The sequence below is a fragment of the uncultured Citricoccus sp. genome (assembly GCF_937871995.1).
Classification (GTDB): Bacteria; Actinomycetota; Actinomycetes; order Actinomycetales; family Micrococcaceae; genus Citricoccus.
On record NZ_CALMQR010000129.1, the window covers coordinates 25,522 to 40,307 of the forward strand.

Sequence of the window (14,786 nt, forward strand, 5' to 3'; positions counted from 1 at the left end):
GATGGATGCGTGAGCACTCAGGAACAACGCCGGCTGGCGGGCGCGTACATCCGCCAGCAACGCAAGCTGGCCGACATGTCCATGCGACAGGTCTCGGCCATGGTGGGGATATCGAACCCCTACCTGTCCCAGATCGAGCGCGGGCTGCGCGCCCCCTCCGAGGCCGTGGCCGCCGGGATCGCCACGGCACTGGGGGTGAACGTGCACGACCTCTACGGGCCGGGCGAGGGCGGCGGAACCGTCAGTGGCCTGGAGGCGGCCATCCAGGCCGCCAGCGAGCTCACCACGGCCCAGCGGGCCTCCCTGACGGAGATCTACCGGTCGTTCGTCCGCGCGAACGAGGGTGACGCCGGCCGGGACGCCGGCCCTGAGGGCGACGACCCGGCCGGCGCAGCCAGCCCGGGCTGAGAGCGCGTCAGTCGACGGAACCGGTGGGGACCGCCTGGGCGACCGAGACCTTCGTGGCGGCCTTGCGCGGTCCCCGCCGGGTGGGGCGCTTGTGGGTCGGCTCATCGGTCAGGACCTCGGGATCGTCCTCCGGCGTCCTGTTGGACAGGGCCCCCATCTCGGCGAAGATGACCTTCCAGTGGTTCTCCAGCGAGTCGCGGCCCATGAACAGGCCCAGGTGGCCGCTCTCGGAGGACTGACGGCCGATCCGATCGGCGGGGGTGGAGACGTGGTCCGCCAGTGCCCAGACCTGGTCCGCGGGGGTGATGTGGTCCGTCTGTCCGGCCATCAGGAACAGCGGGCACGAGATGTTGGCCAGGTCCACGATCTTGCCCTCGACCTCGAGCTGGCGCTTGGTCAGGGAGTTGCGCATGAACAGGTGCTCGACGACCCACAGGTAGAAGGCGCCGGGCAGGTCCTGGGTCCACTGGAACCAGTCCTCGAACTTGCGGTAGCGCTCCATGTGCTCGGGATCGCGCAGGTGGGTCGCCAGCTCGAGCACGCGGCTGACCTCCTGGTCCGGCTGCAGGGCCTTGAAGCCGTCCAGCAGGAACCGCCCCGGCAGGACGCCGTCATTGGCCTCCACGACCGAACGGTAGTACGACAGGTCACCCCTCGGGGTGAGGTGCTGGAGCCACTCATGGATCAGCGGCTCTCCCGCGTGGAAGTCGATCGGGGCGCCGGCGATGGCCAGCGTGTTCACCCGCTCCGGGTGCGTGGCCGCGAAGATCGTGGCCAGCCAGCCACCCTGGCAGTCACCGACGATGTTGACCTTGCCCCCCAGGAGGTCGGTGACCTCCCGCAACAGGGCCATGTAGTCGTCGATACCCGTGTCCTTGGTCTCCTGGGTGGCACCGATCCACTCGAGGACCAGGATCCGGGAACAGCCGTTGTCCCGGCCCGTGATGACCTGGCTCTGGGTGTCGGCGAAGTCGACGATGCTCGAGTCGTGGCCCGCCTGCGGCGGCAGGATCACCGTGGGCAGGATGTCCGCGGGCGCGTCCGCCGCGGAGAAGTCACGCAGGCGGGCAATGGGCCACTCGCGCAGGACCGTGTTCTGGTGGGCCCACGGCGGGCGGCGCCGGTCGGACATGGCGGACACCCACGTGACGAAGTCACCGGCCACGTCCAGCGGGGTCGCCCCTCGCTGCCAGGCGTCCCTCCAGTAGTCGAGGGCGAACTTGTTCAGTGCTGTCCAGGTGCCGAAGGTGCCGGAGATGAGGGAATCGGTGATGCCGGGGGTGGCGGGACGATGAGACGAGGTGTACACGGGGACTCCTTGGGAAACATGGCTCATGTGTCGTGCGGATGACGAGCGGGTGACGAGCGGGTGACGCGCGTCACTTGACGTTGAATCCTACGCGCCAGTACGGGATTGTCTATGGTCCAAACGTCGAACGGCCCCATCGTCTATGGTCCAGACGTCGAACGGCCCCGTCGAAACTCGACGGGGCCGTTCGTCAGCGCAGGATCGGCAGGACGCCGACCGGGTCACTTGAGCAGTTCGCGGGCAGCCTTGATCCAGGCGTTGGTGACTTCCTCCGAGAACTGGATCTGGGTGTTCGCGGTGTTCTTCATCCACTCGTTCTGGGAGGTGCCGGCGATCTGGCGCTGCATCTCGAAGAAGGACTTGGCGGCCTTCTCGTAGTTGTCGACAACGGTGCGGCTGCCGGCCTTGGTGGACTCGGCCACGGCGGAGTTGAACTCCTTCATGCGCTCGGTGTTCTCCTCGAAGCGCTTGGTGGCCTCCTCGGCCATGCGGTTGGCGTTGTCAGCGGCAGCGTTGGTGGCATTGGGGTTGGCAGCAGCCATGATGTCTCCTTGGGTTGATGTCGATGGCAGCGGTGGACCTGCCTGCGTTAACAAAGTTAGCAGGGTCTTGCTAACCTCTGCAAGCCGGTACTGCAGGCCACCGTCTCACATGTCCATGCCGCCGTTGACGCCCCAGATCTGCCCGGTGATGTAGGAGGACTTGTCGGCCACGAGGAAGTGCACCACGCGCGCGATCTCGTCGGGGTGGGCCAGCCGGGCCATGGGGATGTTGCCCTTGATCTTCTCCAGGACCTTCTCCGGGACCGCCTCGACCATCTCCGTGTTGACGTAGCCCGGAGTGACCGTGTTGACGGTGACGCCGATCGAGTCGTCGTTGAGCTTGCCGGCCCGCTGCAGGTGGAAGATCGCCTCCCGCGCCAGCGTCTTCGTCAGCCCGAACAGGCCGGACTTCGAGGCGGCGTAGTTGGCCTGCCCGATGTTGCCCATCTCGCCGATGATCGAGGACACGTTGACGATCCGTCCGGTGCCCCGTTCCAGCATGTGCTTCAGCGCGGCCTGGGCCATGTAGAACGTGCCGGAGAGGTTGACCTGGATGACGGCGTCCCAGTCGTCGTCCTCCATCTTCAGGACGGTCTTGTCACGGGTGATCCCGGCGTTGTTGACCAGGATGTCGAGCTTGCCGTGCTCGGCGACCACGGCGTCGATCGTCGCCCGGCAGTCATCGGCCTTGGCCACGTTGCCCTGGTGGATCGAGAACCGCCCCTCCGGGAAGGTCTCCTGCATCTCCCGGAGGAACTGCTCGGCGCGGCCCGTGTCACCGCCGTAGCCGAGGGCCACCGCGGCCCCCTGCTGCGCCAGGCTGCGGGCGATGGCGGCGCCGATGCCGCGCGTGCCGCCGGTGACGAGGGCCACGCGATCGGCCAGCTTGCTGCCGCGGACTCCGTTGGTCTGGTTCTGAGCTGTCAAGTGGCTCTCCTCCGGGGATGGGATGGTACGTCCGACAGTCAGTCGGAGCGGCGGTCCTGGCTGCGGGGTTCGAGCCAGTCACGGATGCGGGGCCAGATGTCCCCCTTGGCGCGGGAACCGGCCATCAGGCCGATGTGGCCACCGACCCCGTCGAGGTGGTCCACGTCCGGGCTCGTCAGGACGTCGAGCAGCGGCAGGGTCCCGTCACGGGGCGCGATGTGGTCCCTCGAGGCGGTCACGACCAGGATGGACTGCTGGATCCTGGACAGGTCCACCCGGTGCCCCCGCAGGCGGATGCGGCCGGTGGCCAGCCGGTTCTCCTTGTAGACCCAGGTCACCCACTGCCGGAAGGCGCGCATGGCGAAGTTCGGGTTGTCGGCCACCCACTTGGCCATCGGCTGGTACGAGGCCTTGTCCGCGGTGCCGTCCTGGACCTGGCGGAACAGCCGCAGCGGAGTCCCGATGTAATTCGGCACGGGCTTCAGCAACTTGTTCACCGTGTCCACGTACGCGCCCGGCAGGTACGCGGCGTGCTGCTCCAGCCAGTCGGTGTCGAGCTCCTCGTTGCCGAGCATGGCCTCGTAGGTGGAGTTGCTGGCGTCGAAGGGCATGGTCAGCGGGACCCAGTTGCGCACCGGGGCATCGGGAGTCACGGACAGGTACATTCCGCTGAGCGCCGCGCCGATGCACCAGCCGATCAGCGTGATCTCCTCGGCGCCGCTGCTGCGCCGTACCTCCCGGACGGCCCGGGGCAGGTAGGTCAGGGCGTAGTCCTCCAGGCCGGTGTCCGCGTCCTCCTCGTCCGCGTAGCCCCAGTCCACGAGGTAGACGTCGAAGCCCTCCGCCAGCAGGAACTCCACGAAGGAGTTGCCGGGCCGCAGGTCGAAGATGTCGGGCCGGTTGATCAGGGCGAACGTCAGCAGGATCGGCACCGGATGGGTGCGCCGATTGCTCCGGTACCGGTACAGGGTGGTCTTGCGGTAGGTCCACACCACGTCCTTGGGCGTGGCGCCCACGACCGCGTCCGGCGTCGTCAGCTGGATGTTCGAGTACTCCAGGAGCGTGGCGGGCAGGCGGAGCATGTCCCGGAACATCGACGCCACGCCGATCACTTCCCCTGGTCGGCGTCGCCGGTGGTGGACCGGGACGCGGCACCCGTGGACCGGGAGGTCCGGCGGGCGGGCCGGGCCGGGGCCGCGGCGTCGCGCTCGGCGGCCTCCTCCACGAGGGCGGCGTTGCGGCGGCGCTCCTCGGCCAGTTCGTCCTCGAGCCGCTCCACGCTCTCCAGGACCATCTCGAGCTTGTCCTCGTTGCGGGACAGCTGGCGGTGCAGGGAGGTGACGTCGGAGCGGCCGGCCAGCCGGGCGTTGCGGATCACCAGGTCCAGGGCGTCATTGCCGAGCCGGTGCAGGGCCACCAGGTTACCGGCGGTCTGGGAGAGCATGTGCCCGAAGGCCTTGGAGTTGACGACCTCCTCGAGCCCCGGCGAGGCCGCGGCGAGGACGTCGTCCAGGTACTGCCGGTACGGCCGGTCGGCGTTGTTGCCGGATGCTTCCGCCATAAGGTGTTCCTCCCACCGGCCCGGGCAGATCAGAGTGCCGCCGGCCGCATGTCAGTGTCCGTGGTCGTGGTCTGAGCACATCGTACACACAGGCCCCAGTGGGTCATGACGAGGGAGTTAACAAACCTGCTAACTACTTGGTGGTAGCACCACCACGGCACCGACCAGCCCCTCGGGCGCGGATCCCCCGGGCCAGTACGGGTCCGCCGAGACCACCGCCCCCGGCGCCCCCGGAACCGCCCACGTCAGCCCGGGGTCCTCGACGTCGGGATCATCGGGTCCCTCATCGGCGGGGACCAGCGGCACCCCCGCCGGATCACCCCGGAAGCCGGTCCCCCGGGCCTTGACCAGGGCCTCCTTCGCCGACCAGAGCCGTGCCCGCGCCAGGGGCCGGTCGGCGGGAGGCAAACCGGCGATGGCCGAGGCCTCGGCCACCGAGAAGCCGACGGCACCGAGCTCGTCCGCCGTCGCGAACGCCGAGGACCCCAGCTCCTCGATGTCCACGCCGATCCGCCATCCGTCCGCGACCAGGGCGGCGTCCAGCCAGGCCGTGGCGAGCCAGCCGCGGGACCGGCTGAAACTCACGGCCGGCAGCGCACGGGCCGGGTCCACGGCGTCCGGGCCGTGCCGGCGGAGCGCCAGCCTGCTGTACCGCAGGACCGGGGCTCCGTGCTCGGCGGACCCGCAGGCCGGGCAGCGGTGCTCCACCTCGAAGGTGCCCGGCCGGTGCCCCAGGGACACCGCCAGGTAGTCCAGGGCCTCGCGCCGCTGGTCACCGGCGCGAGGGCCGGTGACCACCACGTGCCACCCCGGCCCGGTCACGACGTCGACCCGCCCGGTTCAGCGCTGGACGGCGCCGTGGCGCTCGGCGGCCAGGGCTGTGGCCGCGGCGCGGGCCCCGGAGGCCTCGTCTGCGGTCAGGGTCCGGTCCGGGGCGCGGAACCGCAGCGAGAACGCCAGGGACTTCTGCCCCTCCGGCACGCCCGGTCCGGCATACACGTCGAACAGGGAGATGTCCTCCAGCAGCTCCCCGGCGCCCTCGCGCAGGGTGGCCAGCACCTCCGCGGCCACGGTGTCGGCCGGCACCACGAGTGCCACGTCCTGGCTGGTCGGGGGGAAGGTGGAGAGCGTCTGGGCCACCACCACGCCTGCGGCGGCCGCGATCAGCGCATCCAGGTCCAGCTCCAGGGCCACGGTCCGGGCCGGCAGGTCCGCGGACTCGAGCCACGTGGGCAGCAACTCGCCGGCCACCCCGACGACGGTGCCGTCACCGCCGGCCAGGGACAGCCGGGCGGTGCGTCCGGGGTGGAACGCCTGGTGATGGCCCTGGGTCACGGTCAGCTCCACGCCCAGGAGCGCCCCCACGTCCAGCGCGGTCCCGATCGCGTCCTGCCAGTCCCAGGCCCGCGGGGCGTGACCGGGCCCCGCGACCGAGTCGTGGCCGGTGAACACGGCCGCCACGTGGCGCGGCTGGTCGGGGATGCCCGCCTCGAGGCCGGCCAGCACCTCGTCGGCGGGCCGCGCCCCCAGCGGGGGGATCGAGGCGCTGCCCAGGTGCTCACCGGGCAGGAACACCGAACCGGACTCGTACAGGGCCAGGTCGCGGAAGCCGCGGGAGTGGTTGCGCCGGGCGATCTCCAGCAGGCCGGGCAGCAGTGAGGTGCGCAGGTAGCCGAACTCCGCGGAGATCGGGTTGGCCAGGTGCACCATGCGCTGGGCCTCGCCCTCCTCGGCGGTGGCGGACCCGAAGAACCGGTTCTGGGCCGCGGAGACGAAGGGGTAGGCCAGCACCTCGGTCAGACCGGCATCGGCCAGGCCCTGCAGCACGCGGCGGCGGTCCGCCTGGGGCCGGGTCAGCCCGCGCCCGGGAGGCGCCACCGGCACGGTGGAGGGGATCTCGTCGTAACCGACCAGCCGGCCGATCTCCTCGACCAGGTCCTCCCGGATCTCCAGGTCGGAGCGCCACGGCGGCGAGGTGACGGTGAAGACCGTCCCGGCGGCGCCGCCGTCGGGACCCGGCCGTGCCGCGGTGGTCTTCTCCACCGTGGCCCCCAGGTCCGTCAGGGTCCGCTCGATCTGCTCCTCGGTGTACTCCACACCCATCACGGCCGCGGGGAAGGATGCCGGCAGCTCGACGACGGTCGGCTCGGGCCGGGTGCCGACGTCCGTGATGCCCGGGCCGGGGGTCCCCCCGGCGAGCTCGACGAGCAGCTGGACGGCGCGCTCGGCGGCCTCGTCCGCGACCTCCCAGTCCACGCCGCGCTCGTTGCGCTTGGAGGCCTCGGAGGGCAACCGGTGCCGGCGGCGGGTCCGGCCCATGGACACCGGGTCGAAGTGCGCGGACTCGATCAGCACGGTGGTGGTGGCCTCGGAGACCTCGGTCTCCCCGCCGCCCATGACGCCGGCCAGGCCGATGGGCCCACGGTCGTCGGTGATCAGCAGGTCCTCCGCGGAGAGCGCGCGGTCCTTGCCGTCCAGCGTGGTCAGCCGCTCGCCCTCCTGGGCCCGGCGGACCACGATGTCACCCTGCAGGGTGTCGGCGTCGTAGAAGTGCAGCGGCTGGCCCAGCTCCCACATGACGTAGTTGGAGATGTCCACGGCCAGGGAGATCGACCGCATGCCGGCCAGGCGCAGGCGAGCGCTCATCCACGGCGGGGTCGGCCGGGTCGGGTCGATGCCCGTCACGGTGCGGGCCACGAAGCGGTCGCAGCCGGGCACCCCGTAGATGGGCGCCCGGTCCTCGAGGCGGACGGGGTAGCCGTCACCGTCGGCCTCCGGGGCGGTGACCAGGGAGGCCGGGTCCGTGAACGGGGTACCGGTGGCCAGGCTGTACTCCCGGGCCACGCCGCGGATGGAGAAGGCGTAGCCGCGGTCCGCCGTGACGTTGATCTCCGCGGCCTCGTCGCGCAGGTGCAGCAGGTCGAACACGTCGGTGCCGGCCTCGGGGTCGTTGCCGTGCTCCGGGGAGAAGCCGAGGGATGAGAGCACGATGATGCCGTCGTGGTCCTCGCCGAGGCCGAGCTCGCGGGCGGAGGCGATCATGCCGGCGGACACGTGCCCGTAGGTCTTGCGCGGGGAGATCCGGAAGTCCCCGGGCAGCACGGCCCCGGGCAGGGTGACGATGACCTTGTCCCCCACCTCGAAGTTGTCCGCGCCGCACACGATGCCCTGGACGCCGGAGGGGTCGATGCCCTCGCCGGACAGCGGCTGCGGCCGGCCCTCGGGGGCCACCCGGACCTGGCACCAGTTGATGGTCTTGCCGTTGGACTGCGGCTCGGGCACCTTCTCGAGCACCTCACCCACCACGATCGGTCCGGACATCCCGTCCAGCGGACGGTGGACGTCCTCCTCCTCGAGGCCGACCCTCACCAGGTCGGCCATGACGTCCTCGGCGGTGGCGTCCGCCGGGACCTGCGCGTACTCACGGAGCCATGACAGCGGGATGCGCATGGGTGATCAGATCTCCATTCCGAAGTGCTGGGAGAAGCGGACGTCGCCCTCGATCATGTCGTGCATGTCCGGGACCTCATTGCGGAACATCAGGGTGCGCTCGACGCCCATGCCGAAGGCGAAGCCCGAGTAGACCTCGGGGTCCAGGCCGGCGGCGCGCAGCAGGTTGGGGTGGACCATGCCGCAACCGCCCCATTCGATCCACTGCGGCCCGCCCTTGGCCCCGGGGTGCCAGATGTCCATCTCGGCACTGGGCTCGGTGAACGGGAAGAAGTTCGGGCGCAGCCGGATCCTCGCCTCCGGGCCGAACATCTGCCGGGCGAAGTACTCGAGGGTGCCCCGCAGGTCGGCCATCGTCAGACCCTTGTCCACGGCCAGTCCCTCGAACTGGTGGAACACCGGCGTGTGGGTGGCGTCGAGCTCATCGGTGCGGAAGGTCCGGCCGGGGCACAGCACGTACACCGGTGCACCGCGCCCGAGCATGGCGCGCATCTGCACCGGCGAGGTGTGGGTGCGCAGCACCAGGTGGGCCTCGGGCGGGTCCACGAAGAAGGTGTCCTGCATCTCGCGGGCCGGGTGGTCCGGCTTGAAGTTCAGGGCGTCGAAGTTGTACCACTCCGATTCCAGTTCCGGGCCCTCGGCGATCTCCCAGCCCATGCCGATGAAGATGTCCGAGACCCGCTCCTGCAGCACCGACAGCGGGTGGCGGGCGCCCACGCGACGACGGCGGACCGCCGCGGTGACGTCCACCGTCTCCTCGACGAGCAACCGGGCCGCGCGCTCCTCCTCCAGCACCTCGGTGCGGGCGGCGAGCGCGGACTCCATCGCCTTGCGGGCGCCGCCCATGAGCTTGCCGGCCGTGGACTTCTGGTCCTTGGGCAGCTTGCCGATGGAGCGGTTGGCCAGGGTGAGCGGCGCCTTCTCCCCCGTGTGGGCCAGGCGGGCGGCCTTGAGCTGGTCGAGGTCGGCGGCGGCGGAGAAGGCCTGGAGCGCGGCCTCCACGGCGGCGCCCACGGCCGTCTCGTCGGCCGGGGAGATCTCGGGTGCGACCTGCTCGGTGGTTCCGTCCGGCTGCTCGACCGGGGTCTCGGCCAGGTCCTGGGGGGTTTCCGTCATGGCGGGCAACGACCTTCATGCTGCGGTGGGTTCGGACACGGGGTGGGCCACTCGGGAAGAAGGCCCCGGCCAGTCTAGTGGACCGCCCCGGGCACCTAGGCTGGACGGCATGGCCGGTCACACTTCCCGACGCCGGCCGGTCCGGTCCGAAGACCGGGCCGGCCGGCTGCCCGGGCGTGGGCCGGACCGCCTCCCGGCGCGGTTGGCGCTGCGGCGGTGGTGGAACGCGATCAACCTGACGACGCCCCTGGGACTGGTCCTGGCCCTGGGCTCCGGGTGCTCCGTGCGGCGGGGACCGCTGGGGCTGGTCCTGGCCACCGGGTACCGGTGGCCGTTCCCGGACGGCGGGGCGTTCACGGTCGGCAACGTCGTCCTGTTCCGGGCCCGGACGGTCATCACCCCGCAACTGCTGGCCCATGAGTCCCGGCACGCCACCCAGTACGCCTGGTGCGCGGGGCTGCCGTTCCTGGTGCTGTACGCGGCGGCGGTCGGCTGGTCGCTGCTGCGCACCGGGGACACCGCCTCCCGCAACGTCTTCGAGCGCCGCGCGGGACTGGAGGCCGGCGGGTACCGCGAGCGCCCGGTGCGCTGGCCGCGCCGGCGCGCCTGACCTCACTCTCACCAGCACGGACGGCACCACGCGCCGGCCCCCGGGTTCCCACGCTCGTTCCTGACACCTTCCTTGCACCATGATTCGAACATGTGTTCTAATCGGTCCATGCGATGGGAAGCGCAGGCACTGCAGGCCGGGGACGGAACCGGTCAGGACGGCGACGGCACTCCGGCCGCGCCAGCCGCCCTGCTGCCGCTCTCCGGCCTGCAGCGTTCCATCTCCACCCCGGACTTCGCCGGGATCACCTTCCACGAGGTCGTGTCCAAGTCGGCCCTGAACCGGGTCCCGGACTCCTCGCCCATGCCGTTCCGGTGGACGGTCAACCCGTACCGGGGATGCACCCACGCCTGCCGCTACTGCTATGCGCGCAGCACCCACGAGTACCTCGACCTCGACCCGGGGGCCGACTTCGACCGGCAGATCGTGGTGAAGGTGAACACCCCCGAGCTGCTGCGCCGGGAACTGGGCCGCCCCGGATGGACACGAGAGCTGGTGGCGCTGGGCACCAACACCGACCCGTACCAGCGGGCCGAGGGCCGGTACCGGCTGATGCCCGGCATCATCACCGCCCTGGCGGACACCGGCACGCCGTTCTCCATCCTGACCAAGGGCACGCTGCTGGACCGTGACCTGGACCTGCTCTCCGCGGCCTCGCGTCAGGTGCCCGTGCAGGTGTCGGTGTCCCTGGCCATGCTCGATCCCGGCCTCGCACAGCAGGTCGAACCGGGGACGCCGAGCCCGGCGGCGCGCCTGCGGCTGATCGAGAGGCTGGCCTCGGCGGGGGCGGACGTCACGGTCATGGCCATGCCGTTGCTGCCCTGGCTGACGGACAGCGACCGGCAGGTGGAGGAGCTCATGGCGGCGTTGGCCGCTGCCGGGGCACGGTCGGTGCTGGCCGGTGCCCTGCACCTGCGGCCCGGGGCCCGTCAGTGGTACCTGGACTGGATCGCCCGTGACCATCCGGAACTGCTCGAGGGCTACCGCACCCTCTACGCCCGGGGTTCCTATGCGGCGCCCTCCTACCGGAAGGCCCTGGGCCGCCGCACCACCGCGGCCGCCCGCCGCCACGGCCTGGACCGCAGCGGCGCCCACCGGATCACCGCGGCGGACGGGGAGGGGTCGGCCAGGGCCACCGCGCGCGGGGTTCCCGGGCGGTCTTCCCAGCACTCTCCGCAGCACTCTCCGCAGCCGGCACTGTTCTGAGCCGGCACCCTCACGGTCCGTCCCGCAGCATCTCCACCAGCGCGTCGACGATCGGCCGGTCGGCCGGGATCCACTCCAGTTCCTGGAGCCGGTCCCGGTCCAGTGCGCGCCACTCGAGCAGGTCGTGGTCCTGCAGCGGACGCGCCTCGCCCCGCTCGATGACCGCCGTGAACACCCGCATCCTGGCCCCGTTGCCCAGCAGCCAGCCCTCGGGGTGAGCTGCCGCCACCTCGCGGTCCAGGCGGACGTCCACGCCCAATTCCTCCCGGACCTCCCTCCGCAGGGCGGACCGGGGGTCCTCTCCGGGCTCGACCTTGCCGCCCGGGAACTCCCAGAGGCCGGCCAGGCCCTCGGGCGAGCTGCGCCGTCCCACCAGCAGCCGGGTCGGACGGTCCAGCCGGTCCAGCACCGCGGCCCCCATGACGGGTCGGGGGCCTCGAGGTCGTGCTCCCGCCTCGGCAGCCGGGGTGGACGTGGACGTGAGTTCAGTCATGGTCCCGATCCTAGGCCGGTCGCGCGGAGGCCTGGCCCGTAGGCTGGAATGGTGCTCCCCACTGCCGCCGACCCCTCCGCCCCACCTGCCCGGCCCGCCCGGCCCCGCCGTATCCTGCCGGGAATCCTGGCGCTGGCCCTGGGCGGGTTCGCGATCGGCACCACCGAGTTCGCGATCATGGGGCTGCTGCCCCAGGCGGTGGCCGATCTCGAGGTCGACCTTCCCGCCGGCGGCATCCTGATCTCGGCCTACGCCCTGGGCGTCGTCGTCGGCGCGCCCCTGCTGGCGGCGGGCCTGGCCCGAGTGGACCGGAAGGTCTCGGCGCTCTCCCTCATGGCCATGTTCGTCATCGGCCATGCCGCGAGCCTGCTGGCACCGGACTTCGCCACCATGCTCGTGGCCCGCTTCATCTCGGGTCTCCCCCACGGCGCGTATTTCTCGGCCGCGGCCCTGGCGGCCGCTCACCTGGCGGGTCCGGCCCGCCGGGGCCAGGCCACCGCCTGGGTGATGGCGGGCCTGTCCGTGGCCAACCTGGTGGGCGTGCCCGTGGCCACCTGGCTCGGACAGAGTGCGGGCTGGCGGTGGATGTTCATCCTCACCGGAGTCTTCGGAACCGCGACGATCGCCGCCGTCGCCTGGCTGGTCCCGGCCATCCCGGCACCGGCCGGCACCTCGGTGCGCGGTGAACTGACCGCGCTGCGCTCCGGCGCACTGTGGCGGGCCGTGCTGGTGGGCACCATCGGGTTCGCGGGCATGTTCGCGCTGTACACCTACATCGCCCCGGTGTTCGTGGAGATCGGCGGACTGCCGGAGCGGCTGGTCCCGGTCATCATGGCCCTCTACGGACTCGGCATGGTGGCCGGCACCCTGCTGGGCGGGGCCTGGTCCGACCGGTCGGCCACCCGCACCCTGCAGTGGATGCTCGGGACCGTGGCCGTGGCCCTGGCCCTCTTCAGTGTCACCGCACCGTGGTGGGTGCTCTCGTTGGTCCCCCTGCTGGCCGCCGCCACCGCCGCCTCGGCCCTGGTCCCCTCCCTGCAGGTGCTGCTCGTGGACGCCGCCCCGCACGCGCCGCAGTTGTCCGGGGCCCTGAACCACTCGGCGCTCAACCTGGCCAATGCCATGGGCGCCTGGGTGGGTGCGGCGGTCATCTCCGCCGGTGCCGGGCTCCAGGTGCCGGCCGGTGCCGGGGCCGTCCTCGCCGCCGTCGGGTGCGTGCTGTCCCTGCTGCTGTTGCGTCCCCGATCCGCGGCAACCCCCAGCTGACGTGTGGCGATGCCGCACCGTGCGGGCCATGCAGTCCGCCGGCCCGGGGCACCGGCGATGGCCCGTCCGGTCCAGCCCGCCAACCGTGGACGGGCCCGTGCATCCCGGCTGACACTATCCCTGTCAGCGCACTGCACGGCGAGCACGAAGGGGACACATCATGAGCATCATCAGCTGGATCATCATGGGCCTGGTCGCAGGGGCGATCGCGCGCCTCATCCTCCCCGGCGACCAGGGAGGGGGCTGGCTGGGGGCGCTGGTCACCGGCATCCTGGGCGCCATGCTGGGAGGCTGGATCGGTGGCCTGCTGTTCGGCCTCGACCTGAACGAGAGCTTCTGGAGCTTCTGGACCTGGGTGTTCGCCATCATCGGTGGCATCATCGTGGCCTTCATCTGGCAGGCCATCACGCGCCGCCGCGGCAGCAGGGTCTGATTCCGGCACGTCGGCGGGACGACGAAGGGCGCCCCTCGGGGCGCCCTTCGTGCTGTCGCCGGCCGGGACGTCAGGACCGGTCCGCGTGCTGGGACATGGCCGAGGCGTAGAGGCACACGGTCGCCGCCGTGGCGACGTTCAGCGACTCCGCCCTGCCGTAGAGGGGCACCGCCACCCGTTCGGCGGCCAGGGACAGTTCCGCCGGTGACAATCCCTGGGCCTCGTTCCCGAACAGCCAGGCGGTGGGCCGCGCCAGCAGGCCCCGCGGAGGCCGGTCCAGGACCACGGTGCCGTACCCGTCCGCGGCCAGCAACTGGAGTCCGCGGCCGGACAGCAGCGCACCGGCCGCAGGCAGGTCCGCCCCGGTCACGACGGGCAGGTGGAACAGCGATCCGGCGGTGGAACGCACCACCTTGGGGTTGAACAGGTCCACCGAGCCGGCCGTGAACACCACGACGTCGGCCCCGGCGGCATCGGCCGCGCGCAGGATGGTCCCCGCATTGCCGGGGTCCTGGACCCGGCACAGGACGGCCGCCAAGCGCGGCTGGCCGGTGAGACCGGCGAGCACCGACTCCGCCGAGGACTCGGGGATCCGGCACACGGCCAAGACGTCCTGCCCGGTGACCGCGTCGCTCATGGCCGTCAGCACCTCGTCACTGGCCTGCCGCACCGGGACCCCCGCGCGGGCTGCCTCAGCTGCCAGGGCGGTCAGGTCCGGATGACGATCGGCCAGCCTCGTCGAGACGTACACCGCCTCCACGACGTCACCCGGTGCCCACTGGGGGGATCCGAGCAGGCCCAGGTGTGCGCGCAGCGCCTCGCGGGCCGGCTGGGGACCCTCGGCGAGGAACAACCCCTCCCGCTGACGCGACGAGCGCCCCGCCAGCCGTGCGACCCTGCGCACCCGGTCAGCCCGGGGGTTGGTCATCACGTCCTGGTCAGGGCGCTCGTTCATGGTGTCCTGTCGCGAGGGCGCGGGCGATGCCTCGCCCGGCGGACGGAGTCCGGAATGCCTACTTGGCGGCAACCGGGGCGTTGACGTCCGCGGGCAGGGCCGCGCGGGCCGCGGTCACCAGGGTGGCGAAGGCGGCGGCGTCGGACACGGCCAGCTCGGCGAGCATGCGGCGGTCCACCTCGATGCCGGCCAGCTTCAGGCCCTGCATGAAGCGGTTGTAGGTCATGCCGTTGGCGCGGGAGGCGGCGTTGATGCGGGTGATCCACAGCCGGCGGAAGTCGCCCTTGCGCTTCTTGCGGTGCTGGTAGTTGTAGACATACGAGTGCAGCAGCTGTTCCTTGGCCTTGCGGTAAAGGCGGGAACGCTGACCGCGGTAACCGGAGGCGCGGTCAAGGACCACCCGGCGCTTCTTGTGGGCATTGACTGCCCGCTTCACACGTGCCACGTGCGTACTCCTTCGAAATCGATGCCGTCCGCGGGACGCTCCGCGCGGCGGCTGGCTGGATTGCG

16 protein-coding genes are annotated in these 14,786 nt (G+C 71.5%); 5 read left to right on the forward strand and 11 right to left on the reverse strand.

Annotation, left to right across the window (positions count from 1 at the left end; translation table 11 throughout):
• Positions 1-9: 9 nt before the first annotated feature.
• The gene (locus tag Q0283_RS14365) at positions 10-408 is read left to right on the forward strand and encodes a helix-turn-helix domain-containing protein (protein ID WP_221243366.1); all 399 of its coding nucleotides are present in this window, start codon (positions 10-12) and stop codon (positions 406-408) included.
• 7 nt (positions 409-415) lie between these two features.
• On the opposite strand, the gene Q0283_RS14370 is transcribed toward Q0283_RS14365, so the two are convergent.
• The 8 genes from Q0283_RS14370 to pheS all read right to left on the reverse strand — a co-directional run bounded on the left by Q0283_RS14370 (position 416) and on the right by pheS (position 9,313).
• Positions 416-1,717, reverse strand: a complete 1,302-nt coding sequence (locus tag Q0283_RS14370) for an alpha/beta fold hydrolase (RefSeq protein WP_183526800.1) — start codon at positions 1,715-1,717, stop codon at positions 416-418.
• Between the two features lie 221 nt (positions 1,718-1,938).
• Complete coding sequence (locus Q0283_RS14375) at positions 1,939-2,259, reverse strand: hypothetical protein (RefSeq protein ID WP_298045256.1); 321 nt, start codon at positions 2,257-2,259, stop codon at positions 1,939-1,941.
• Between the two features lie 105 nt (positions 2,260-2,364).
• The gene (locus Q0283_RS14380) at positions 2,365-3,186 is read right to left on the reverse strand and encodes a beta-ketoacyl-ACP reductase (RefSeq protein ID WP_183526806.1); all 822 of its coding nucleotides are present in this window, start codon (positions 3,184-3,186) and stop codon (positions 2,365-2,367) included.
• A gap of 38 nt (positions 3,187-3,224) precedes the next feature.
• Complete coding sequence (locus Q0283_RS14385; RefSeq protein WP_141566051.1) at positions 3,225-4,280, reverse strand: alpha/beta fold hydrolase; 1,056 nt, start codon at positions 4,278-4,280, stop codon at positions 3,225-3,227.
• A gap of 14 nt (positions 4,281-4,294) precedes the next feature.
• Complete coding sequence (locus tag Q0283_RS14390; protein ID WP_183526810.1) at positions 4,295-4,747, reverse strand: hypothetical protein; 453 nt, start codon at positions 4,745-4,747, stop codon at positions 4,295-4,297.
• Positions 4,748-4,876: 129 nt separating this feature from the next.
• The gene (locus tag Q0283_RS14395) at positions 4,877-5,569 is read right to left on the reverse strand and encodes a 4'-phosphopantetheinyl transferase superfamily protein (RefSeq protein ID WP_298045258.1); all 693 of its coding nucleotides are present in this window, start codon (positions 5,567-5,569) and stop codon (positions 4,877-4,879) included.
• A gap of 18 nt (positions 5,570-5,587) precedes the next feature.
• The gene (pheT, locus tag Q0283_RS14400; RefSeq protein ID WP_298045259.1) at positions 5,588-8,197 is read right to left on the reverse strand and encodes a phenylalanine--tRNA ligase subunit beta; all 2,610 of its coding nucleotides are present in this window, start codon (positions 8,195-8,197) and stop codon (positions 5,588-5,590) included.
• 6 nt (positions 8,198-8,203) lie between these two features.
• Positions 8,204-9,313 (reverse strand): phenylalanine--tRNA ligase subunit alpha, encoded by a 1,110-nt coding sequence (pheS, locus tag Q0283_RS14405; RefSeq protein WP_298045261.1) that lies wholly within the window; start codon positions 9,311-9,313, stop codon positions 8,204-8,206.
• A gap of 109 nt (positions 9,314-9,422) precedes the next feature.
• Between pheS and Q0283_RS14410 the strand changes: the two genes are divergently transcribed.
• Both Q0283_RS14410 and Q0283_RS14415 read left to right on the forward strand, forming a co-directional pair.
• Positions 9,423-9,923: a hypothetical protein gene (locus Q0283_RS14410; protein WP_298045262.1), complete on the forward strand. Its 501-nt coding sequence runs from the start codon at positions 9,423-9,425 to the stop codon at positions 9,921-9,923.
• A gap of 108 nt (positions 9,924-10,031) precedes the next feature.
• On the forward strand, positions 10,032-11,129 hold the full coding sequence (locus tag Q0283_RS14415) for an Rv2578c family radical SAM protein (RefSeq protein ID WP_298045263.1): 1,098 nt from the start codon (positions 10,032-10,034) through the stop codon (positions 11,127-11,129).
• Between the two features lie 10 nt (positions 11,130-11,139).
• On the opposite strand, the gene Q0283_RS14420 is transcribed toward Q0283_RS14415, so the two are convergent.
• Positions 11,140-11,550: a (deoxy)nucleoside triphosphate pyrophosphohydrolase gene (locus Q0283_RS14420; RefSeq protein WP_298045317.1), complete on the reverse strand. Its 411-nt coding sequence runs from the start codon at positions 11,548-11,550 to the stop codon at positions 11,140-11,142.
• 120 nt (positions 11,551-11,670) lie between these two features.
• On the opposite strand from Q0283_RS14420, the gene Q0283_RS14425 reads away from it, so the two are divergent.
• The gene (locus tag Q0283_RS14425; RefSeq protein WP_298045265.1) at positions 11,671-12,888 is read left to right on the forward strand and encodes an MFS transporter; all 1,218 of its coding nucleotides are present in this window, start codon (positions 11,671-11,673) and stop codon (positions 12,886-12,888) included.
• Between the two features lie 160 nt (positions 12,889-13,048).
• Positions 13,049-13,321: a GlsB/YeaQ/YmgE family stress response membrane protein gene (locus tag Q0283_RS14430; RefSeq protein ID WP_298045266.1), complete on the forward strand. Its 273-nt coding sequence runs from the start codon at positions 13,049-13,051 to the stop codon at positions 13,319-13,321.
• 70 nt (positions 13,322-13,391) lie between these two features.
• On the opposite strand, the gene Q0283_RS14435 is transcribed toward Q0283_RS14430, so the two are convergent.
• Both Q0283_RS14435 and rplT read right to left on the reverse strand, forming a co-directional pair.
• On the reverse strand, positions 13,392-14,276 hold the full coding sequence (locus Q0283_RS14435) for an RNA methyltransferase (RefSeq protein WP_298045269.1): 885 nt from the start codon (positions 14,274-14,276) through the stop codon (positions 13,392-13,394).
• Between the two features lie 58 nt (positions 14,277-14,334).
• Positions 14,335-14,721 (reverse strand): 50S ribosomal protein L20, encoded by a 387-nt coding sequence (rplT, locus tag Q0283_RS14440; RefSeq protein WP_029139186.1) that lies wholly within the window; start codon positions 14,719-14,721, stop codon positions 14,335-14,337.
• Positions 14,722-14,786 lie beyond the last annotated feature (65 nt).